Raw genomic sequence first — 18,905 nt, forward strand, 5'->3', positions numbered from 1 at the left:
GATCCCGAAAGGCGACCCATAGCCGGATCGGGAGGCTTGGTCTTGGCCACAACCTCGTACGCGGAGCAGGCAAACGCGGCCGCCCGCGGCCGGCCGAGAGACTCCACCCGCGACGAGGCCCTGCGCCGCGCCGCGCTGGAAGTCATGGCCGAAGTCGGCTACCGGGCCCTGACCATGGACGCCGTCGCGGCCAAGGCCCGCGCCGGCAAAGCCACCATCTACCGGCGCTGGGAATCCAAACTCGACCTGGTCATCGACACCGTCAACCAGCTCGTGCACCAGAACATCCCCGAACCCGACACCGGATCGCTGCCCGGCGACCTCCGGGAATTCCTCAGCGCCTTCGCCGCGTTCCTGTCCGGCCCCACCGGCAAAGCCGCCCAGGCGCTGGTCGGCGAACTCCCCCACGAACCCGAACTCGCCACCGCGTTCCGCGAAACCTTCCTCGTCGCCCAACGCGACGTGCTCCGCGGCATCCTCGACCGCGGCACGGCCCGCGGCGAAGTCCGGCTCGACGCCCCCCGCGGCATGGCCGTCGAACTCGCCGGCGCCGCCCTCACCTACCGGCTCATGCTCACCGGCGACCCGCTCGACACCACCTTCGTCGACCGGCTCGTCGACCAGGTCCTGCTCCCCCTGCTGAGACCCTGAACACACGAGACCCCCGCTCTCGGCGGGGGTCTCGTCCTCAGATCAGCGGAACAGCCTGCGCACCACCAAGACGCCGACCAGCACCCCGACGCCGATCAACGCGTACTTCACCCGCGGATCGGACAGCCGGGCCCGGACCGCGTCCTTGCCCTGGTCCACGTACTGCTTCGGATTGGCCTTCACGGCCAACTCGTCCAGGGTGGCGGCCAGCGCGTCCCGCGCCTGCTCGATCTCGCGCTGAATGGTGTCAGGATCGCGAGCCACATGTCCTCCTCGCCGTGCGTGCCACAACCACCGTAGTTGACCACGTTAGGCCCCGCTCCTGGGGCCCGCCGGAGGGAGCCCGCTAGGCTTACCAGCAGGGGGCCGTAGCCCAATTGGCAGAGGCACACGGTTTAGGTCCGTGCCAGTGTCGGTTCGAGTCCGACCGGCCCTACCACGTAGTTATCATTCACACCACGCACCGAACAGGAAATGTCACGATGCGTGGCGCTTTGTTTACGGAGAGTTGCGACGGGTGTGATGTACGCCGTCTGCCGCAGGGCCAGACGTTGACAACGTTCGGAAAGGCTCGTTCAGCTCGGCACGCACGACCGTGCCGTCCTCCCCGCTCCAGAGCCTCCTGAAGACGCCGCAACATCACGGGGTCCACAACTGGCAAGAAACCACGACCAAGTGCGGTGCCAGGCGGTGCCCTGGTTCGGGCAGTGCCAGTAGCTCTTGGACGATTTCTTGAAGGTCGCCGCTCTCCTTCACCCAGACAGTGCCACCGCCGTAGCTCTCATCCAGCACCCGCACCCCGATCACCTTGGCACGGTCGTAGATCCACAGCGCATCGGTGTACTGCTGGCGGCTGTGGCTACCGACGATCCCCTCCAGCTCGGCGTGCTGGTTCGCGATCGGCCGGAAGTGCCAGCCGGCTTCCCGCACCGTGATCAGTTCCTGGAGCTCCGGGAAGCGACGCAGGGCTTCCTCGATACTGACCGCGGGGATCACGAGCGCACCGCCTTGCTGGTGGCGAGCAGCGGCAGAAGCCGGTCCCGAATGGACGCCGCGGTCTGCTCAGGCGGGCGCTCGCCACAGTCGACCCGCAGCACCTCGAAGCCGGCGTCGACCAGACGCTTGGCAGCCTCGCGGTAGTAAGCGACTTCCGTGTGGCTGCTGCCCGACATCAGTTGGAAACGGTTGTGCGGCCCACGCTTGCAGAGCCGCTCGGAGATGACGTCAGGATCAGCGTCGAGGATGACGGTCAGGTCTGGGCGGTCAACGTCTTCGTTGAGCTGCCACAGAAAATCTGGCGCGATGTCATCGAAACGCTGGACTACCACGTAGCGGTCGGAGATCACGACGTCGCCGGCGGCGAGATAGGGCCGGATCTCCGTCACCAGGTGGTGGTAGCGATCAGCGGCGTACAGGCACGCCAAGGCGTGGCCGCTGACGGTCTCAGTCAACTCATGGCAGAGCTTGCCGATCGGGCCGGCGGACGGCTCGACGGTGACGTAGACGTGTTCCCCTTGGGCCACAAGCAGTTGCGCAAGGTGGTGCACGATCGTGGTCTTGCCGGCGCCGCTCGGCCCGTCGACGCTAACGAAGATGCCGCTGCCGCTCTCAGAACAAAGTCGCAGGCTCATCGTCGCCTCCTCCAGGTGAATCACCGCGGAGTTCTTCCAAAGTGAGCGGCCGGTCATCGGAAGTGTTGGCAAGGCGCAGGAACAGCCGGGCCGTCACCAACGCGTCGTACGTCGCCCGGTGAGGCACCAGGTCCTCGGCCAGGTCCTCGTCGAGCTTGAACGCCTCGACCAACGCGCCGAGCTTGTAGGTCGGTTGGCCTGGGAGCGTCCGACGGGCGAGCTTGAGCGTGTCGAACACCTCTCGGCAGTCCCACTCCCCCAGCTTGCGTTGCAGCACACCAACATCGACGTGCGCGTTGTGGGCGACAAGCGCATCCGCGTCCAGCGCCTTCAGCACCTCAGCCGCGATGTCCTCGAAGGCCGGCGCGTCGGCGACCGTCTTGTCGGTCAGGCCGTGGATCCGCGTCGCGAAGTTTCGGATCGGCAACTCCGGCTTGACCAACCAGTTCACCGGTTCGCCAATCTCACCGGCGACGATCGGGACGGCGGTCAGCTCGACGAGATCCGGCGGCTGCTGCCCGTTGCCCTCGACGTCCACGACGACGTAGATAAGGCTCGTCCAGTCCGTCATGCTGCGCTCCCGTTCCACCCGATATCCGCGCGACCATGCCACCGGAGAGTAGGGAGATCAACGGAGAACGGACAGAAAATTTCCGCAGATTTCTTGAAACGCTCGGACGAGGTCCAAGGGAAGCAACATCGCGACAGGGAGCACCGGTATTTGTCGTGCTGTCACGACGCTGGCGTGGTTGGACTTTCCGCGGAGTGGGGCCTATCGAGGAGCACCTACGCGCCTGCCACTAGCTCCCCTGCTCCCCGTCCTCATCCGCCGCCAGGTCGTCGATGACCCGCATGATGATCGCCCGAGCTGACCGGCCGTAGCTGGCGACAGCAGCCAGCGACTCGAATATGCCACCGTAGAGCTCGATCTCCTGCGGCTGAGCCAGATTCAGCTCGGCCGAGAACGTCTCCACCATGGCGCGGTCGTCGTCGAGCAGCCAGAAGCCGTGCGCCGGCGCGACCACGTAGGCGGTCTCGAACCCGATGATGCCGAGCTTCACGTTCGGCAGCGCCGAAAGGGAGATGAGCCGGTCGAGCTGGCCGAGCATCACCGCAGGCGGACACAGCCGGTACCGCAGTGTCGCCTCGGTCAGGACGAAGTGGAACCGCTTGTCCGCGCGGTACAGGATCTCCTGCCGCTTGATCCGGGCGGCCACGGCCTCGTCGATGTCGTTGCGCACTTTGAGGACGGTGACACTCTGGGCAAACCGAGCACGGGCGTACTCGGCGGTCTGCAGCAGCCCCGGGATGAACGTCGACTCGAAGGCCCGGAAGAACCGGGTCCGAGCATCGAGGTCAGCGATCTCCTGCTGATGGGGCTTCAGGCCAGTCTTGAGCTGGCGCTGCCACTCCGCGTGCTGGATCTCCAAGGTGTGCAGCGAGGCCAGGAGGGCTGCCGCTTCGCCTTCACTGCCCGTGGCAGTGGTCCAGGCGCGGATGTCGTCGTCAGTCGGCGTCTGCTTGCCGTTCTCCAGCTTTGACACCTTGGAAGGCGGCCACGACAACGACTCCGCGAGCTGCCGGCCGCTGAGGTTAGCGGCCGTACGTAGCTCGCGGAGTCGCTTGCCCAGGGCGTCCCGCGCTTCGTGGACGCTGGTCACGCCGGTGGTTCTATTCGGTGGCAAAGTCATCCCGCCTGGTGCCGCGGTGCCAAGCGGCATCGCGCCAGTAGTTGTGCTTCACGATCTCGCTGGTGTCCTCGATGATCTCACCACCCAGGAAGTTCTCATCGGGGTCGAAGTGCATCCGCACCAGCTTGCGCGAGTCGAACAGCCAGTAGTCGTAGTCCGGCAGTCCAGCGGCGTCCTCGCGCCGGATGTAGCGCGTCTCCTCGCCGGCCGCGTTGGTGTGCTCGGAGCAAAGCAGGCCGAAGCGGCTGTAATCGGTGAGCGGCAGGCTCACCACACGAACGCGCGCGAAGCGGCGCCCCTCGGCGGTCGCCTCACGGATCATGGTCAGCCAGTTCTGGAACCATCCCATGTCGACCGGCTCGCCGGCGACGAACTGCCGGAAGGCCGTCGCCTCGTTGTTCGACTTGTAGAGGTCGCGCGTCTCCAGGCGGTAGGCGGTGTGCTCGAAGCTGCGGAAGAGCTGACTGAACTCGGGACCGATAAGCAGGCTCAGCGCTCTCCCTCCTGTTCCAGGTAGCGACGCGCGTAGAACTTCAGGACCTCTTCGGGGATCTCGATCAGGGTCTCGTGGTCGGGCACAGGGCCGACGTCCGCGAGGGCTTGGGGGTCAGTCACCCTCCAGCCCTGGGCGATGTACGTGACCCGGTCGGGCCGGTCCGTGGCGAACAGGGTTGGCGACTGGCCTTCTTGGGACTCGGGGTCCTTGCCGAGGAAGCTGGCTCGCACGATGCGCCTCCGTTGCTAGAAACTTGGCGAACGGTTCTCGCCAGGGTGGCGAAGGGGCACGAGGATGTCAACGGAGCGGCTGGCGGGAGCAGACGAACGCCCCCTCTGTGGTGGGCACGTCGGGCGAGCAATTGTCGCGTGGGGATTAGCCAGCGTTCGATGGCAGGGGGTAGTGGACTTGGGTCTGGTGTTGTGAGGTTTGCCAGAGGGTGGGGGCGTCGGCGGGGCGGGTGGCGGAGGCGGGGATGGGGAGGGGAGCGGGGCGGCCGGTGATGCCTAGGGGGCCGGAAGGGCCGACGAAGGCGCCGGTGGGGAGATCAGGGGTGAAGGCGGCGTAGAGGGTGGGAGCGGCACCCTGCGCGGGGGTGCTGACGAAGAGGCTGAAAACGTGCTCACCGAACCAGCGGGCAGCCGGGGGCATGTCGTTGCCGACGAGACCGGTGACGGCGATGCCGGGATGCACGGCGAACGACCGGAGCGAGGTGCCGGCCGTGCGGCGGGCAAGCTCCTGGGCGAAGACCAGGTTGGCGAGTTTGGACGTGGCGTAGGCGCCTCGAAGGCCGCCCCGGTAGCGGTGCTCGCTGTTGAGGTCGGCCAGCGTCACCGACTTCATGCGGGCGACCAGGGCACTGACCGTGACCACACGAGCGGACGACGCCTTGAGCAAGGCGGGCAGCAGCAAGCCGGTGAGCGCGAAGTGTCCGAAGTGGTTGGTGCCGACGGTCAACTCGAAACCGTCCTTGGTGAGGCGCCGATCCCGGCCGCCGACGATCGCCGCGTTGTTGACCAGCAGGTCCAGCGGCCGACCGGTCGACAACACGGTCTCGGCGGCCCGGCGCACCGACGCGAGGTCGGACAGGTCCAGCGCGAGCGTCTCGACCGCAGCTCCGGGCGTCTCGGTGCGGATGGACAGCGCCAACTGGTCCAGCCGAGCCTCGTTCCGGCCGGTCAGGATCACCGAAACGCCCCGACGTACGAGGCCACGGGCGGTTTCCGCGCCGATGCCGCCGTACGCGCCGGTCAGCAGGGCAAGGGTGTCGGTCATCGAATTGCCCCCGCGAGGAGTTCGTAGAAGATCGGGGCGCCGGTGGTGGTGAGGCGGTGGAGGAAGCGGGTTCGTTCCGTCAGGACCAGATCTCCACGGTCGAGTAGGTCGGCGATGGCTGGGCCGAAGCCGTCTTGATCTGAGGGGTCCAGCCACTGTTCGTGGATGGTGAGGGCGAAGGGGGCGTTGGGGGGTAGGAGGGAGAGTGCGTTGAGGAGGGCGGCGGGCGGGGCGTGGGTGCCGCCGAAGGCGCCGGCGGAGATGAGGGCGGTGGGGTGGTGGGCCCGTAGTTGGGGAAGCAAGGGGTCGGTGGTGGAGGCCAGGTCGCCCAGTAGGTAGTCGGAATAGGTGGTGGGGCGGTCGCGCAGGCAGGCATCGCGGGCGGCGGGGAGGGCATCGACGCCGATGACGCGGGTGGCGCCGCCGGAACGGAGAAGCTCGCCGACGAGGCCGGTGCCGGAGCCGAAGTCGAGGACGGTCAGCGCGGCGGGATCCGGTGCGAGGCGCAGGAAAGCCTCGGCGACGACCTGGGGCGAGCGGCACTGCAGCAGGTCCTGCACGATGTGCTCGTAGAGGCCGGGCACCGCATAGATTCGCGGATAGTCGTGCAGATGCACGACCTCGTCGTCGGCCAACGCGACATACTCGCCGTCAGCGGCCGGCGGGCCGATGAGGCGGACGGTGTCGAACGGGGCAGCCATGCCCGCGAGACTACGAGACCGAAAGCCCGCGCAGCTGGTGGTCCAGGATCGACAGCGCGGCCTCAGGGGTGTGGCGCCCAAGGAGCAGGGCCTCGCCGAGGCCACTGACCAGGGCCAGCAGGACATCGGCTGCCAGCACCGGATCGAGGTCGGCCACCAGTTCCCCGTCACGCTGGGCGGCGCTGATGCTGCTGGCGACCGCGTCCCGAAGCTGGGCGTGGCCGTCACGGAAGCGAGCCATGAGAACGGGATCGTTGTGGGCCCGGACGAGGAAGGCGTTGGCCACCAGGGACTCGGTGCGACTGTTCTCGTCGACGGGGAGCAACGCGGCCAGGATGGCCCGCAGAATCCCCCGCGCGTTCCGGGGCGCGGTGTCGACCTGGGCGGCGATCCGCCGCTCCACCCGCTCACGGAGGTAACCGGTCGCGTGGGCCAGCAGCTGATCCCGGTTTCGGAAGTAGTGCTGGATCAGCCCCTTGGACACGCCGGCCTCGGTGGCGACCTCACCGAGGCTCACGCCCTCCAGGCCCTGGGTGCTGGCGATCCGCCAGAGGGCCTCGACGATCTCCCGCCGCCGCTGCTCGTGGTCGACCACCTTGGGCACGATCACCCCGCCTTTCGCAATACGATCGGCTTGCCAAACCGCCTCGCCCGGTTTTACGATCCGATCGTATTGTAAAACTGGAGGCGCCGATGAGTGTGGGGACGTTCACCTCGCCGCAGGCTCGGGCCGAGTTCGACCTGGCCTACGAGGCGGGGATGCGAGCACTGCCGGAACCGACGGCCACCCATGACGTGCGCACCGACTTCGGATCGGTGCGGGTGTACCGGTTCGGGCCGGCGAAGGGCGCTCCGATCGTGCTGCTGTCCGGGCATGGCGGCACGGCCCTCATGTGGCGGCCCAACCTCGCCGCGTTCGCCGAACGTCATCCGGTGTACGCGCTGGACCTGCTCGGTGAGCCGGGTCGTAGCGAGCAGACCTCGGCCATCCGCGACGGCGCGGACCAGGCCGCCTGGTTGCACGCCGTGCTCGCCACGCTGGATCTCGACGGCGTCCACCTCGTCGGCGCTTCGATCGGCGGCTGGCACGCGTGCAATCTGGCCGTGCGCGCCCCCGCCCGCCTGGCCTCGATCAGCTTGCTCGACCCTGCGAACACCCTGGGCCGCATCACGGCGGCGCTGGTGTTCCGGGTCGGTCTGGCCAGCCTGCCGCTGATCTCGCGCTGGGGACGCCCGGCCTTTCTCAGGTGGATCTCCGGCGGCGACACCGGGCCGGCGGACGACCCGGTCGCCACGGTGATCGACGCTGGCATGCGCGGCTACCGCATGAGGTTGCCGACGCCGAAGTACTTCACGGACGACCAACTGCGATCGATCCGTGTTCCGGTGCTCGCGCTGGTCGCCGGTCGCAGCGTCATCCATCGTCCCGAGGCCGCACACGCCCGGGCCAGCGCGCTGATTCCCCACGTCCAAGCCGAGTTGTGGCCCACCGCCACCCACGGCATCTCCGGAACACACGCCGAAGAGGTCAACGCCGCAGTGCTGCGCTTCATCGCCGACTCGCCCGCGAGTAACACGCCCCTTCAACTGCGCAGCGAATAGAAACAAGCGGTGCACACGTCTTCGATGTTCGGGCGGGAACCGGTCGAGATCGCGCCGGGAGCGGTCCACACCCCGGACTGGCTGAGTCTCGACGAGCAGCGGCGGCTGGTGGTCGCGTGCCGCGAATGGGCCGCTCCCCCGGCCGGCATGCGGCACACGCGGCTGCCCAGCGGCGGCGTCATGTCGGTGCGGACGGTGTGCCTGGGCTGGCACTGGACGCCGTACCGCTACAGCCGGACCACAGAGGACGGATCGCCGGTGAAGCCGATGCCGGACTGGCTGGCCGAACTGGGCACGCGGGCGGTCGGCGATCCCGGCTACCGACCGGACGTCGCGCTGGTCAACTTCTACGACCAGGCCGCGAAAATGGGCATGCACCAGGACAAGGACGAGCGCAGCGACGCGCCCGTGGTGTCACTGAGCATCGGAGACAGCTGCGTGTTCCGGTTCGGCAACACGGAGAGCCGAAACCGGCCGTGGACCGATGTGGACCTGCGCAGCGGTGACCTGTTCGTGTTCGGCGGGCCGTCGCGGTTCGCGTATCACGGGGTGACGAAAACCTGGCCGGGCAGCGGTGATCCGGCGACCGGCATGGCCACCGGCCGCATCAACATCACGCTTCGGGTGTCGGGCCTGGACTGACCGGCCGCATCCCGTCGCACACCACGCCGACGATCATCTCCGGCGTCGCGGTGCCCTGCCGGGCCATGACCAGGCAGCCCACCATGAACGTCTTCACGTCGGCCGCGGTCAGGTCGGGCCGCACCTCGCCGGCCGCCTGGGCCTTGGCCAGCAGCTCGCCGAGGCCGGTCATCATCACCGTGCGCGCCTGGTCGGTCAGCTCCTGGCTGAAGCTGCCGCTGGCCGCCAGGGCGTCGAACAAGGCCTTGTTCAGGCCGGCATCGCGCACCATGTGCTCGAAGAAGGCGAAGAAGGCCTTGCCGACGTCCGGCCCCTGGGCCAGCGCCTGGGCGGTCTCGCCGACCGCGTTCAGCCGCTCCACGATGATCGCCTGGAACAGCGCGTCCTTGGTCGGGAAGTGCCGGTAGACGGTGCCGACCCCGACCCCGGCCCGGCGCGCGATCTCGTCGATCGGCACGGCCAGGCCCTCCTCGGCGAACACCTGCTGGGCAACCTCGAGGACCCGGGCGCGGTTGCGCCGGGCGTCGGCGCGCAACGGCCTGCCGGCGACCGTGGAGTCGGCTGAAGTCACGCCCACGACTGTATGACGCCGGATGGCCGCCGGTCGCCTGCCGACCGGCGTTCGTCACCACAGTGGACCAACCGGACATGCGACGGAATTCTGTGGTCACGCCCACACTCCGTCGCCGGTCGGTTACGGCTTGGCCACATCCGTGCACCAGCTGTGCCTCGACCGTCGTAACCGGTTGGCCCGGACACCGGCGGGGCGGCCAAGGTGGAGGAGTTGTCGGAGGGGAGCGCGAGTGCGGATCGTCAGGCTGGTCGGGGCGGCGTGCCTCGCCACGCTGCTGGCCGGGTGCGGGGCGACCGCCGAGCCCAAGCTGTCGGTCGTGGCGAGCGACACGAACCCCACCGTCGGCCAGATGGCGCGCACCCTGGACGCGGCCTTCGGGGACCGCCGGACCTGGCCCAACGGCCTGGCCATCACCCTGTCGCAGCCCCGGTCGACCACGCCCAGCAGCTCCGCCTACCCGCAGGCGGCCCGGGCGGCGGTGTTCGAGCTGACCGTCGAGAACGGCACGGCCTCCACGTACAAGCCGTCGCAGCTGGCGTTGAAGGCCACCATCGGCGGCCAGCCGGCCCAGGAGGTGGTCGATCCGGCGCAGGGCCTTGGTGGCTACGTGGCCGCGCAGGAGGACCTCGCGCCGGGCAAGTCGGTGCAGCTGACCGTGGCCTTCGCCATGCCGGAACAGCCCACCGGCCTGCGGGTGCTGGTGCTGCCGGACGTGGTCGACGCGGTGCCGGCGGTGGCCTTCGCGGGGACCGCCTAGCCGGATTGTCGGCGCCGCACGCTACGTTCGGCGGTATGACAGAGCAGACGCGGCTGGCCGTCGGCGACGCGGCGCCGGACTTCACCCTCCTGGACAGCGAGGGCAACAAGGTCTCGCTGTCCGACTACCGCGGGCAGCAGGTCGTCGTGTACTTCTACCCGGCCGCCGGCACGCCGGGCTGCACCAAGCAGGCCTGCGACTTCCGGGACAACCTGGCCGAGTTCAACGACGCCGGCTTCGCGGTGCTGGGCGTCTCCCCGGACAAGGTGGAGAAGCTGGCCAAGTTCCGGGACGCCGAGGGCCTGACCTTCCCGCTGCTGTCGGACGCGGACAAGTCGGTGATGCAGCGCTGGGGCGCCTTCGGCGAGAAGCAGAACTACGGTCGCACGGTGCAGGGCGTGATCCGCTCCACGTTCATCGTGGACAGTGCGGGCAAGATCGCCAAGGCCTCGTACAACGTGCGGGCGACCGGGCACGTGGCCAAGCTCCGCAAGGATCTCGGCATCTGATCACGGCGACGGCGGTGGTCGACCGGACCCGCCGCGAGACGGTCCGGTGGCAGGGGGCGGAGCTGGCGTTCCGCTCGGCGTCGCTGGTGAAGCTGCTGATCGCGTTGGACGTGCTGGACCGGCGGCCGGTGACGCCGGCGCTGCGCGAGGCGCTGCGGCTGATGTTGTCGGCCAGCGACGACGACGTGGCCAACGAGCTGTGGGAGGCCGACGGCGGCCCGGAGATCGTCGAGCGGACGGCCCGGCGGCTGGCCCTGCCGGCGGCCCGCCCGCCGGAGATCGCCGGCCGCTGGGGCGACACGATGCTGGGCATCGGCGACGTCGTGGCGACGTATGAGCACATCCTGGGCTCGCAGTGGCGGGACCTGATCGTCGGAGCCCTGGCCGCCGCGCCCCGGCACGGCTCGGACGGCTTCGACCAGCACTTCGGCATTCCCCGGCTGCCGCGGCCGTGGGCGGTGAAGCAGGGCTGGTCGGCCAGCCCGGCGGATGTGGTGTTGCACTCCAGCGGCCTGGTCGGGGCCGGCTGGCGCTTTGTCGTGGTCGTGCTGGCCTCCTTCCCCGTCGGCACCGAGTGGGCGACGGCCGCGGCGGCGGTGGATGGCGAGGTCAGCGCCCTCTCGTCCGGGCTGTGAACCCCCGATTGGGGTAAGGTGGCGGCGAGGGCTGGCGAATGGCCGCCCCAGTTCTACGCAGAGGGTGATACGCCGTGTGTGGTTCCTCCACACCAAGCGGTCCTGAGCGTCCCTCCAAGTTCGTCCTGCGGGTCCACTTCCCGACCCGGGGCGGTTGAGTCCGGCCGTCCGGCCCCATCTCCCGCTAGCCGCCTGAAATTCGGCGGTCCCTTTCGCGTGCCCCGACCCACGTGTGGTGGCGTCGGCCGTTGGCGCGCGCCCGAAACCTGGACCCAGCAATGCTGATGTGGATTCTGCTCGTCCTCGCCATCGTCGCCGAGGTGTTCGCGACGATCATGTTGAAACTGTCCAACGGACTGACCCAGCCGCTGCCCGTGCTCGGCCTCATCGCCGGCTACGCGCTGGCGTTCTTCTTGGAGTCACGGGTGATCCAGCTGGGCATGCCGATGCCCGTCACCTACGCCGTGTGGGCCGGCGGCGGCATCGCCCTGGTCGTCGTGGCCAATCGCGTGCTGTTCTCGGAACCGGTGTCCGCGCTGACCATCGGCGGCATGGCCCTGATCCTGGCCGGCGTGCTCGTGGTGCAGCTGTCCGTCACTCACTCGACGGCGTGATTGCCTCCGTGTGCCGTCGAGGCCAGAAGATTCGTCACCCCTGAGAGTCGATGATCGCGCCGGTGCGGTCGGCGCGGGACTGGCCCCAGTCGTAGAGGGATTGCAGCACTGGGGCCAAAGTCTCGCCTTCGGGGCTGAGGCGGTAGTCGGTGCGCAGCTCGGGTTCGCTGGTGGCGTCGCGGAGGACGAGGCCGTCGGCTTCCAGTTCGCGGAGGCGTTGGGTGAGCATTTTCTCGCTGATGTCGGGGATGAGGCGCTTGAGCTGGCCGTAGCGCAGCGGGCCCTGCTTGAGGCGGGCGAGGATGAGCACCCGCCAGCGGCCGCCGACGACGTCGAGGGTGAGCTCGACCGGGCAGTGGTAGTGCCGCAAGGGTTCCTCCCCTGGGTGCGTACCGGAAAGTGCGTACTTGTCGGCCTCCGGCGGTGGTGGTTGCGTCGGCCGGGTGATCACGGGCCAGGGTAAGGGGAGGGAGCCGCTCGTGGGCGAGAACGAGCCGACGCTGTACGACTGGGCCGGCGGGGAGAAGGCGCTGACCGAGCTGACCGAGGCGTTCTACCGGCAGGTGCTGCGGGACGACCTGCTGGAGCCGCTTTTCCGGGGCATGTCGCCGGAGCACCCGCACCGGGTCGCGCAGTGGCTGGGCGAGGTGTTCGGCGGGCCGAAGACATACACCGAGGAACGCGGCGGCTATCCGACGATGCTGGCCATGCACCTCGGCAAGGCGATCACCGAGCCGCAGCGTCGGCGCTGGGTGAACCTGCTCCAGGACGCGGCCGACGAGGTGGGCCTGCCGGCCGACCCGGAGTTCCGGGCGGCGTTCACCGGCTACCTGGAGTGGGGCACGCGGATCGCGCTGGCCAACTCGCAGCCGGGCGCCTCCCCGGTCAAGCAGGCGCCGGTGCCGCACTGGGGATGGGGAGTCGCGCCGCCCTACCTGCCGTGAGAACCGCCTGTCACGCCGGCGCAGTAGCGCGAAAAGAGGGGAGCGCCGGCGTGCCCCATGTCATGAAGGGCCCCTTCCTGACGTTGAACGTCAGGAAGGGGCCCTTCATGACACAAGCCGGGTGCCGGAAATCGACATTCGGTGTGACGGAGAGCGTGCCTCGCCGGGGGGTGAAGTCAGGTGAGGGCGGCGGTGATGTGGGGCAGGAGGAGGCGCAGGGCGCGGCCGCGGTGGGAGAGGGCGTCCTTCTCCGCGGGGTCGAGTTCGGCGGAGGTGCGGGTCTCGCCCTCGGGCACGAAGATCGGGTCGTACCCGAAGCCGTTGGAGCCACGGGCCTCGCGGATGAGGGTGCCGCGCCACTCGCCGCGGACGACGACCTCGGGGCCGCCGGGCAGGACGAGGGCCGCCGCGGAGACGAAGGCGGCGCCACGGCGCTCGTCGGGGACGTCGCCCATCTGGCCGAGGACGAGGTTGAGGTTGGCGGCGTCATCGCCATGGCGGCCGGACCAGCGGGCGGAGAGCACGCCGGGCATGCCGTTCAGGGCGTCCACGGTCAGGCCGGAGTCGTCGGCGATGGCCGGCAGGCCGGTGGCGGCGACGGCGTCGCGGGCCTTGGCCAGGGCGTTGCCCTCGAAGTCGGGCGCGGTCTCGGGGGCCTCGGGGAACTCCGGCACGGCATCGAGGCCGATGACCTCGATGCCGGTCACGTCCGCGGCGACCATGATCCGGTCCAGCTCGACCAGCTTCTTGGCGTTGCGCGTGGCCAGCAGCAGCTTGGTCACGACTTCCGCCTGCCCTTGGCCGAGGGCTCGGGCAGCTGACCCGGGTAGGGCAGCGCCAGCGCCTCGGTCTGGAGCCGGGACAGCTCGGCGCAGCCGGCCAGGGCCAGGTCCAGCATCTGGTCCAGGGTGGACCGCGCGAAGGTGGCGCCCTCGCCGGTGCCCTGCACCTCGACCAGCGTGCCGGCGTCGGTGGCGACCACGTTCATGTCGACCTCGGCCCGGGAGTCCTCCTCGTACGGCAGGTCCAACCGGACCCGGCCGTCGATCACGCCGACGCTGACGGCGGACACCGAGCACGACAGCGGCTTGGGGTCGGCCAGCCGGCCGGCGGCGTCCAGCCAGGTGATGGCGTCGGCCAGGGCCACGTAGGCGCCGGTGATGGCGGCGGTGCGGGTGCCGCCGTCGGCCTGGATGACGTCGCAGTCGATGACGATGGTGTTCTCGCCCAGCGCGGACAGGTCGATGCAGGCCCGCAGGGCCCGCCCGATCAGCCGGCTGATCTCGTGGGTGCGGCCGCCGATCTTGCCCTTGACCGACTCCCGGTCGCCCCGGGTGTGGGTGGCCGAGGGCAGCATGGCGTACTCGGCGGTGACCCAGCCCAGCCCGGACCCGGCGCGCCAGCGCGGCACGCCCTCGGTGACGCTGGCCGCGCACAGCACGCGGGTGTTGCCGAACTCGACCAGCACGGATCCCGCCGGCCACTGCTGGTAGCCACGGGTGATCTTGATATCGCGGAGCGACTCGTCGCCTCGGCCATCTGCTCTAACCACGCGGGCTAGCCTACGGGCACCGATTGAACCGCCGACGCGCTCCCAACGTGAGGTTGTCATGAACCTTGCCGCGAACACGTACACCGTCAACGGGCTGCCGCTGCACCCGCTGCTGGTGCATGCCGTCGTGGTGCTGCTCCCTCTGGCCGCGGTCGGCAGCATCGTGATCGCCGTCTACCCCAGGTGGCGCCGCCGCTACTGGCTGCCGGTGCTGGTGCTGGCCGTGCTGGGCATCGGCGCGGTGCCGATCACCCAGCAGGCCGGCGAGGAGCTGTACGACAACCTGAAGGTCAACAACCCGGAACTCAACCACCACGCCGACCTGGGCCACGCCCTGCTGCCGTACGCGATCACGTTCGGCGTGATGGTGGTGTTGCTGCTGGTCGTGGGCCGGCTGGCCGACCGGGAACGGGCCACCAGCGGCGTCCGGGCCACGGCCGCCGCCACGGCACGGCAGCAGCCGGTCGCGCCGGGTGTGCACAGCATCGAGGAGCTCGACGAGGAGACGGCCGCCCCCGGCACAATCCAGAACGGCCGGCAGTCGGCGGGCCGGTTCTGGGGCCTGATCACCATCCTGGTCTCGCTCGCGGTGATCGCCAGCGCCGTGGCCGTGACCTACGAGATCTTCCTCATCGGCGACAGCGGGGCCACGGCCGTCTGGAAGGGCGTGGGCGGCTAGACCTCGTACGACCGGCCCTGCTCGGCGACGAGCACCTCGCCCTCGAACTCGCCGCGCGCCTCGGCCAGCACGACCTGCGGATCGGTCCACGGCGCGATGTGGGTGAGCATGAGACGGCCCACCCCGGCCCGGCACGCGGTCTGCCCCGCCTGCCGGCCGGACATGTGCATGTCCTCCGGCCGCGTCGGCAGGTCGGTCCACGTGGCCTCGGCCAGCAGCAGGTCGGCGCCGGCGGACAGGGCGTCCAGCGCGGGGCAGGCGGCGGTGTCCCCGGAGTAGACCAGGGCCTGGCCGTCGTGCTCGATACGGAAGCCGTACGCCTCGCACGGGTGCGTGACCAGCGCGGACGTCACCTTCAACGGGCCGATCTGCACGGTCTCGCCGGTCAGCGGGTAGAAGTCGAAGACCGTGGAGAAATCGGTGGTCAGCCGCTCGGCGTCGTTGGGCGCGTACTGGGCGGCGAAGCGCCGGGCGGTGTCGGACGGGCCGTGCACCGGCAGTCGCCGTTGCTGCGGCGAGTACGGCGGCCGGGGGTGGTACTGGCGCAGCACCGCGAGCGCGCTGAAGTCGGCGCAGTGGTCGGGGTGCAGGTGCGAGAAGGCGATCGCGTCGATGTCGAACGCGCTCATCCGGGCCTGCAACGCGGCCAGGGCGCCGTTGCCCAGGTCCAGCACCAGCCGGAAGCCGTCCGCCTCGACCAGATAGCACGGGGCGGGCGCGGCCGGCCCGGGCACGCTGCCCGAGCACCCGATGATGGTCAGCTTCACGGCGTAGAGGGTGACATGGCGGCGCCGACCGCTCCCACCTGCGGACCAAGGAACCGGCGGGCCAATCGCAGGAAGGGCTCGGCCGGCCCGGTGGCGAGGAACTCGTGCTCGGCGAACTCCCCTCCGGTTTCCCGCAGCAGGTCGTGCCGGGTGAGCACGCGGACCACGTCCTTGGCCGTCTCCTCGGCGCTGGACACCAGCGTCACCTGGTCCCCCATCACGATCTGGATCACGCCGGTGAGCAGCGGATAGTGCGTGCAGCCGAGGATCAGCGTGTCCACGTCGGCGCGGTGCAGCGGCTCCAGGTACATCTCGGTCAGCCCCAGCACCTGCCGGCCCGAGGTGATGCCGCGCTCCACGAAGTCGACGAACCGCGGGCAGGCGGCGCTGGTCAGCGTGACCTGCGGGGCGGCGGCGAAGGCGTCGTCGTAGGCGCGGGACTGCACGGTGCCCTGGGTGCCGATCAGGCCGATACGGCCGGAGCGGCTGGTGGCCACGGCCCGGCGCACCGCCGGCTGCACGACCTCGACCACCGGGATGTCGTAGCGCTCGCGGGCGTCCCGCAGGCAGGCCGCCGACGCCGTGTTGCAGGCGATCACCAGCATCTTCACGCCGCTGGCCACCAGTTGGTCGAACGCCGCGAGCGCGTACCGGCGGGCGTCGGCGATGGGCAGCGGACCGTACGGGCAGTTGGCGGTGTCGCCGAGATAGCGGACGCGTTCGCCGGGCAGCTGGTCCATGATCGCGCGGGCGACGGTCAAGCCGCCCACTCCGGAGTCGAAGATCCCGATCGGTGCGTCGGCGGCGATGCTCACGCCGCGAGACTACCGGCGGTGCGGGCTGGTCGGTTGGCCATCGCGACCAGCCAGGCCGCCAACAGGCCGCCCAGCGCGCCGAACGCGTGCGCCTGCCACGAGATCTCCGGGTTCACGTTGGGCAGCAGGCCCCACAGCGCGCTGCCCCAGTAGAACAACAGCACCGCGGCCACCACGAGCTGCTTGAGGCTGCGGTTGAACACGCCCCGCACCAACAGGAACATCAGCCAGCCGAAGGCGATGCCCGAGGCCCCGACGGTGGACACGCCGGTGTCCTCGGTCAGCCACACCCCCAGGCCGCTGATCACCCAGATCGTCGCGGTGACGGCCACCCACTGCCGCACCCCGATGGCCATCGCCAGCCAGCCGAACAGCAGCACCGGCAGCGTGTTGGAGGCCAGATGCTGCCAGCTCACGTGCAGCAGCGGCGCCCAGATGATGCCGGGCAGGCCGCTCACCACGTGCGAGACGATGCCGTAGTCACTGAGCCTGCCCCGGAAGACGGCCAGGTTTACGAATTCGACCACGTAGAGCAGCGCGGTGAAGGCGCCGATGACCACGGCGGCCTGGAACGGTCGCGGCGGGAGCACCCGGTGGACGGGCTTGCCAGGCGCCGACGGTACGGGAAGGGTAGCCACGTAACCGAGAGTAAGCCGATTACCGATCCAGGGCATCCGGCACAACCCCTAAGGAAACACTAGTGGTCGAAGTTGCGGTGCGCGGCGAGGCGACGCTCGGCGAGGGCCCCACGTGGGACACGTCGACGTCCACGCTGCTGTGGGTGGACATCCTGGGTAGCGCGGTGCACCGGTACGACCCGGGCAGCGGCCGTGACGACGTGCTGCCGACGCCGCAGCACGTGGGGGCGGCGAAGCCCCGGTCGGGTGGCGGGCTGGTCGCCAACCTGAGGGACGGGATCGCGCTGCTCGACGCGGACGGCACGCAGCGGTGGCTGGTGTACTGGGAGCGCGAGGGCGTGCGCGGCAACGACGCGGCGGTGGACGGCGCGGGGCGGCTGTGGGCCGGCACCATGCGCTACGACACGGCCGAGGGCGGCGGCTGGCTGGCCCGCGTGGAGCCGGACGGGGCGGCCAAGGTGCTGCTCGACGACGTGACGATCAGCAACGGTCTGGGCTGGAGCCCGGACAACACGCTGCTGTATTACATCGACACGCCGACGCAGCGGATCGACGTGTTCGACTACGACCTGGCCACGGGTGCGGCGACCAACCGCCGTCCACTGTGCACGGTCGAGGGCACCCCGGGCTCGCCGGACGGCCTGTGTGTGGACGCCGACGGCTGTGTGTGGGTGGCGTTGTGGGACGGCCACGCGATCCGCCGTTACACGCCCGAGGGCAAGCTGGACCGCGAGGTGCCGATGCCGGTGGCGCGGGCGACCGCGTGCGCGTTCGGCGGGCCGGACTTCACCGACCTGTATGTGACGACCGCTCGTGAAGGGCTCACGCCGGAGCAGCTGGCCGAGCAGGAGCTGGCGGGATCTTTGTTGGTGCTGCCCGGTTTCGGCGTCGGCGTGCCGTCCACCCTGTTCGCCGGCTAGGCCGCCGGAGCCGACCTGGGCGTCGGTCAGAAGGCGCGCAGCAGCAGCGAGGACGCGGTGATCAGGCCAAGGATGCCGATCACCGAACGCAGCGCGGGGGCCGGGAGGTGCCGGGCGAGGCGGGCCCCCAGGGGCCCGCCGATCGCCGTGGTCACGGCCAGCACGATCGCCGCCGGCCAGTTCACCGGGGCGGTGAAGCAGAAGATCAGCCCGGCCACGCCGTTGGCCACGGTCTGCAGGACGTTCTTCATGGCGTTCATGCGATGGGCGTCGTCGGTGACCAGAAGTCCGATCAGGGCAGCGAAAATGATGCCGACGCCGGCGCCGAAGTAGCCGCCGTACGCGCCGTTGGCGGCCATGCTGGCCACCAGCGCCGGCGTGTTGCGGCGCGCGGAGACCGTGCGCAACTTCTTGGCCAGCAACGGTTGTGTGAGCACGAGCACCGCGCCCACGGCCAGCAGGACCGGGGCCGCGTAGTCGAAGACCTTGCCGGGCAGGATGAACAGCAGGATCACGCCGAGGACAGAGCCGATCGCCACCGGCGGCACGACTTTGCGCAGGGTCGCCGCCTGGCCCCGCAAGTCCTTGCGCAGCCGGATGGTCGCGGCCACCGAGCCGGGCACGACGCCGACGCAGTTGGTCACGTTGGCGGCCAGCGGGCTCAGCCCGAGACCGATCATCAGCGGAAAGGTGAGGATCGCGCCCGCGCCGGCGACGGCGTTGAGCATCCCGACGATCAGTCCGGTCGCGGCGACGAGACCGAGGGCTAGTGGCGTCACTCCTTGAGGGTCGACCCGACGGCATTGATGCGT

The 18,905-nt window shown here is 69.8% G+C and carries 28 protein-coding genes and 1 tRNA gene; 11 read left to right on the forward strand and 18 right to left on the reverse strand.

Features of this window, described 5'->3' with window-relative positions; translation table 11 throughout:
- The first annotated feature begins 42 nt into the window (after window positions 1-42).
- On the forward strand, window positions 43-651 hold the full coding sequence (locus tag ACIG5F_RS05280) for a TetR/AcrR family transcriptional regulator (RefSeq protein WP_396516120.1): 609 nt from the start codon (window positions 43-45) through the stop codon (window positions 649-651).
- A 42-nt stretch (window positions 652-693) separates the two neighbouring features.
- Here ACIG5F_RS05280 and ACIG5F_RS05285 read toward each other — a convergent pair whose 3' ends face one another.
- Complete coding sequence (locus ACIG5F_RS05285; RefSeq protein ID WP_396516121.1) at window positions 694-915, reverse strand: DUF3618 domain-containing protein; 222 nt, start codon at window positions 913-915, stop codon at window positions 694-696.
- A gap of 98 nt (window positions 916-1,013) precedes the next feature.
- Here ACIG5F_RS05285 and ACIG5F_RS05290 point away from each other — a divergent pair.
- Window positions 1,014-1,090, forward strand: a tRNA-Leu gene (locus tag ACIG5F_RS05290).
- Window positions 1,091-1,290: 200 nt separating this feature from the next.
- Here ACIG5F_RS05290 and ACIG5F_RS05295 read toward each other — a convergent pair.
- The 9 genes from ACIG5F_RS05295 to ACIG5F_RS05335 all read right to left on the reverse strand — a co-directional run bounded on the left by ACIG5F_RS05295 (window position 1,291) and on the right by ACIG5F_RS05335 (window position 7,049).
- The gene (locus ACIG5F_RS05295) at window positions 1,291-1,647 is read right to left on the reverse strand and encodes a hypothetical protein (protein WP_396516122.1); all 357 of its coding nucleotides are present in this window, start codon (window positions 1,645-1,647) and stop codon (window positions 1,291-1,293) included.
- A complete protein-coding gene (gene tmk, locus ACIG5F_RS05300) occupies window positions 1,644-2,282 on the reverse strand; it encodes a dTMP kinase (protein WP_396516123.1) in 639 nt (212 codons plus the stop codon). Before tmk ends, ACIG5F_RS05295 begins: the two co-directional genes overlap by 4 nt.
- Entirely contained in the window at window positions 2,260-2,853 is a 594-nt protein-coding gene (locus ACIG5F_RS05305; protein WP_396516124.1) for an exonuclease domain-containing protein, read from the reverse strand. Before ACIG5F_RS05305 ends, tmk begins: the two co-directional genes overlap by 23 nt.
- 229 nt (window positions 2,854-3,082) lie before the next feature.
- On the reverse strand, window positions 3,083-3,943 hold the full coding sequence (locus ACIG5F_RS05310) for a helix-turn-helix domain-containing protein (RefSeq protein WP_396516125.1): 861 nt from the start codon (window positions 3,941-3,943) through the stop codon (window positions 3,083-3,085).
- Between the two features lie 10 nt (window positions 3,944-3,953).
- Window positions 3,954-4,466 (reverse strand): DUF6879 family protein, encoded by a 513-nt coding sequence (locus tag ACIG5F_RS05315; RefSeq protein WP_396516383.1) that lies wholly within the window; start codon window positions 4,464-4,466, stop codon window positions 3,954-3,956.
- The gene (locus ACIG5F_RS05320) at window positions 4,463-4,699 is read right to left on the reverse strand and encodes a hypothetical protein (protein ID WP_396516126.1); all 237 of its coding nucleotides are present in this window, start codon (window positions 4,697-4,699) and stop codon (window positions 4,463-4,465) included. The genes ACIG5F_RS05315 and ACIG5F_RS05320 overlap by 4 nt, the downstream gene beginning before the upstream one ends.
- A gap of 145 nt (window positions 4,700-4,844) precedes the next feature.
- Window positions 4,845-5,744 (reverse strand): SDR family NAD(P)-dependent oxidoreductase, encoded by a 900-nt coding sequence (locus ACIG5F_RS05325; protein ID WP_396516127.1) that lies wholly within the window; start codon window positions 5,742-5,744, stop codon window positions 4,845-4,847.
- The gene (locus ACIG5F_RS05330; RefSeq protein WP_396516128.1) at window positions 5,741-6,445 is read right to left on the reverse strand and encodes a methyltransferase domain-containing protein; all 705 of its coding nucleotides are present in this window, start codon (window positions 6,443-6,445) and stop codon (window positions 5,741-5,743) included. Before ACIG5F_RS05330 ends, ACIG5F_RS05325 begins: the two co-directional genes overlap by 4 nt.
- Before the next feature lie 10 nt (window positions 6,446-6,455).
- Window positions 6,456-7,049, reverse strand: a complete 594-nt coding sequence (locus ACIG5F_RS05335) for a TetR/AcrR family transcriptional regulator (protein ID WP_396516129.1) — start codon at window positions 7,047-7,049, stop codon at window positions 6,456-6,458.
- A gap of 89 nt (window positions 7,050-7,138) precedes the next feature.
- Here ACIG5F_RS05335 and ACIG5F_RS05340 point away from each other — a divergent pair, with 89 nt between their 5' ends.
- On the forward strand, window positions 7,139-8,047 hold the full coding sequence (locus ACIG5F_RS05340) for an alpha/beta fold hydrolase (RefSeq protein WP_396516130.1): 909 nt from the start codon (window positions 7,139-7,141) through the stop codon (window positions 8,045-8,047).
- Window positions 8,048-8,071: 24 nt separating this feature from the next.
- Complete coding sequence (locus ACIG5F_RS05345; RefSeq protein ID WP_396516384.1) at window positions 8,072-8,689, forward strand: alpha-ketoglutarate-dependent dioxygenase AlkB family protein; 618 nt, start codon at window positions 8,072-8,074, stop codon at window positions 8,687-8,689.
- Here ACIG5F_RS05345 and ACIG5F_RS05350 read toward each other — a convergent pair.
- A complete protein-coding gene (locus ACIG5F_RS05350) occupies window positions 8,661-9,260 on the reverse strand; it encodes a TetR/AcrR family transcriptional regulator (RefSeq protein ID WP_396516131.1) in 600 nt (199 codons plus the stop codon). The two genes, ACIG5F_RS05345 and ACIG5F_RS05350, sit on opposite strands and share 29 nt — an antisense overlap.
- A gap of 232 nt (window positions 9,261-9,492) precedes the next feature.
- On the opposite strand from ACIG5F_RS05350, the gene ACIG5F_RS05355 reads away from it, so the two are divergent.
- The 4 genes from ACIG5F_RS05355 (at window position 9,493) to ACIG5F_RS05370 (ending at window position 11,778) form a co-directional block, all read left to right on the forward strand.
- Window positions 9,493-10,020 (forward strand): hypothetical protein, encoded by a 528-nt coding sequence (locus ACIG5F_RS05355; RefSeq protein WP_396516132.1) that lies wholly within the window; start codon window positions 9,493-9,495, stop codon window positions 10,018-10,020.
- Between the two features lie 35 nt (window positions 10,021-10,055).
- The gene (gene bcp / locus ACIG5F_RS05360; RefSeq protein WP_396516133.1) at window positions 10,056-10,529 is read left to right on the forward strand and encodes a thioredoxin-dependent thiol peroxidase; all 474 of its coding nucleotides are present in this window, start codon (window positions 10,056-10,058) and stop codon (window positions 10,527-10,529) included.
- A 14-nt stretch (window positions 10,530-10,543) separates the two neighbouring features.
- Window positions 10,544-11,164: a hypothetical protein gene (locus tag ACIG5F_RS05365; protein ID WP_396516134.1), complete on the forward strand. Its 621-nt coding sequence runs from the start codon at window positions 10,544-10,546 to the stop codon at window positions 11,162-11,164.
- A gap of 278 nt (window positions 11,165-11,442) precedes the next feature.
- On the forward strand, window positions 11,443-11,778 hold the full coding sequence (locus ACIG5F_RS05370) for a DMT family transporter (protein WP_396516136.1): 336 nt from the start codon (window positions 11,443-11,445) through the stop codon (window positions 11,776-11,778).
- A 34-nt stretch (window positions 11,779-11,812) separates the two neighbouring features.
- On the opposite strand, the gene ACIG5F_RS05375 is transcribed toward ACIG5F_RS05370, so the two are convergent.
- Entirely contained in the window at window positions 11,813-12,148 is a 336-nt protein-coding gene (locus tag ACIG5F_RS05375; protein ID WP_396516137.1) for a winged helix-turn-helix transcriptional regulator, read from the reverse strand.
- Window positions 12,149-12,257: 109 nt separating this feature from the next.
- On the opposite strand from ACIG5F_RS05375, the gene ACIG5F_RS05380 reads away from it, so the two are divergent.
- Window positions 12,258-12,722: a group II truncated hemoglobin gene (locus ACIG5F_RS05380; protein ID WP_396516138.1), complete on the forward strand. Its 465-nt coding sequence runs from the start codon at window positions 12,258-12,260 to the stop codon at window positions 12,720-12,722.
- Between the two features lie 176 nt (window positions 12,723-12,898).
- On the opposite strand, the gene rdgB is transcribed toward ACIG5F_RS05380, so the two are convergent.
- Window positions 12,899-13,504, reverse strand: coding sequence for an RdgB/HAM1 family non-canonical purine NTP pyrophosphatase (gene rdgB / locus ACIG5F_RS05385; RefSeq protein ID WP_396516139.1), 606 nt, complete (start codon window positions 13,502-13,504; stop codon window positions 12,899-12,901).
- Complete coding sequence (gene rph / locus ACIG5F_RS05390) at window positions 13,501-14,274, reverse strand: ribonuclease PH (protein ID WP_396516140.1); 774 nt, start codon at window positions 14,272-14,274, stop codon at window positions 13,501-13,503. Before rph ends, rdgB begins: the two co-directional genes overlap by 4 nt.
- 58 nt (window positions 14,275-14,332) lie before the next feature.
- On the opposite strand from rph, the gene ACIG5F_RS05395 reads away from it, so the two are divergent.
- Window positions 14,333-14,953, forward strand: a complete 621-nt coding sequence (locus ACIG5F_RS05395; RefSeq protein WP_396516141.1) for a DUF2231 domain-containing protein — start codon at window positions 14,333-14,335, stop codon at window positions 14,951-14,953.
- On the opposite strand, the gene ACIG5F_RS05400 is transcribed toward ACIG5F_RS05395, so the two are convergent.
- Genes ACIG5F_RS05400 through ACIG5F_RS05410 form a run of 3 tightly spaced genes read right to left on the reverse strand, consistent with a single transcriptional unit; the run spans window position 14,950 to window position 17,173 of the window.
- Window positions 14,950-15,720, reverse strand: coding sequence for an MBL fold metallo-hydrolase (locus tag ACIG5F_RS05400; protein WP_396516142.1), 771 nt, complete (start codon window positions 15,718-15,720; stop codon window positions 14,950-14,952). The two genes, ACIG5F_RS05395 and ACIG5F_RS05400, sit on opposite strands and share 4 nt — an antisense overlap.
- Entirely contained in the window at window positions 15,717-16,529 is an 813-nt protein-coding gene (gene murI / locus ACIG5F_RS05405) for a glutamate racemase (protein WP_396516385.1), read from the reverse strand. Before murI ends, ACIG5F_RS05400 begins: the two co-directional genes overlap by 4 nt.
- A gap of 2 nt (window positions 16,530-16,531) precedes the next feature.
- Window positions 16,532-17,173, reverse strand: a complete 642-nt coding sequence (locus ACIG5F_RS05410; RefSeq protein WP_396516143.1) for a rhomboid family intramembrane serine protease — start codon at window positions 17,171-17,173, stop codon at window positions 16,532-16,534.
- 62 nt (window positions 17,174-17,235) lie between these two features.
- Here ACIG5F_RS05410 and ACIG5F_RS05415 point away from each other — a divergent pair, with 62 nt between their 5' ends.
- Window positions 17,236-18,093, forward strand: a complete 858-nt coding sequence (locus tag ACIG5F_RS05415; protein ID WP_396516144.1) for an SMP-30/gluconolactonase/LRE family protein — start codon at window positions 17,236-17,238, stop codon at window positions 18,091-18,093.
- 26 nt (window positions 18,094-18,119) lie between these two features.
- Here ACIG5F_RS05415 and ACIG5F_RS05420 read toward each other — a convergent pair whose 3' ends face one another.
- On the reverse strand, window positions 18,120-18,872 hold the full coding sequence (locus ACIG5F_RS05420; RefSeq protein WP_396516145.1) for a sulfite exporter TauE/SafE family protein: 753 nt from the start codon (window positions 18,870-18,872) through the stop codon (window positions 18,120-18,122).
- Between the last annotated feature and the right edge of the window lie 33 nt (window positions 18,873-18,905).

It is taken from the genome of Kutzneria sp. NPDC052558, from assembly GCF_044547355.1.
In the GTDB taxonomy this organism is placed as follows: Bacteria; Actinomycetota; Actinomycetes; order Mycobacteriales; family Pseudonocardiaceae; genus Kutzneria.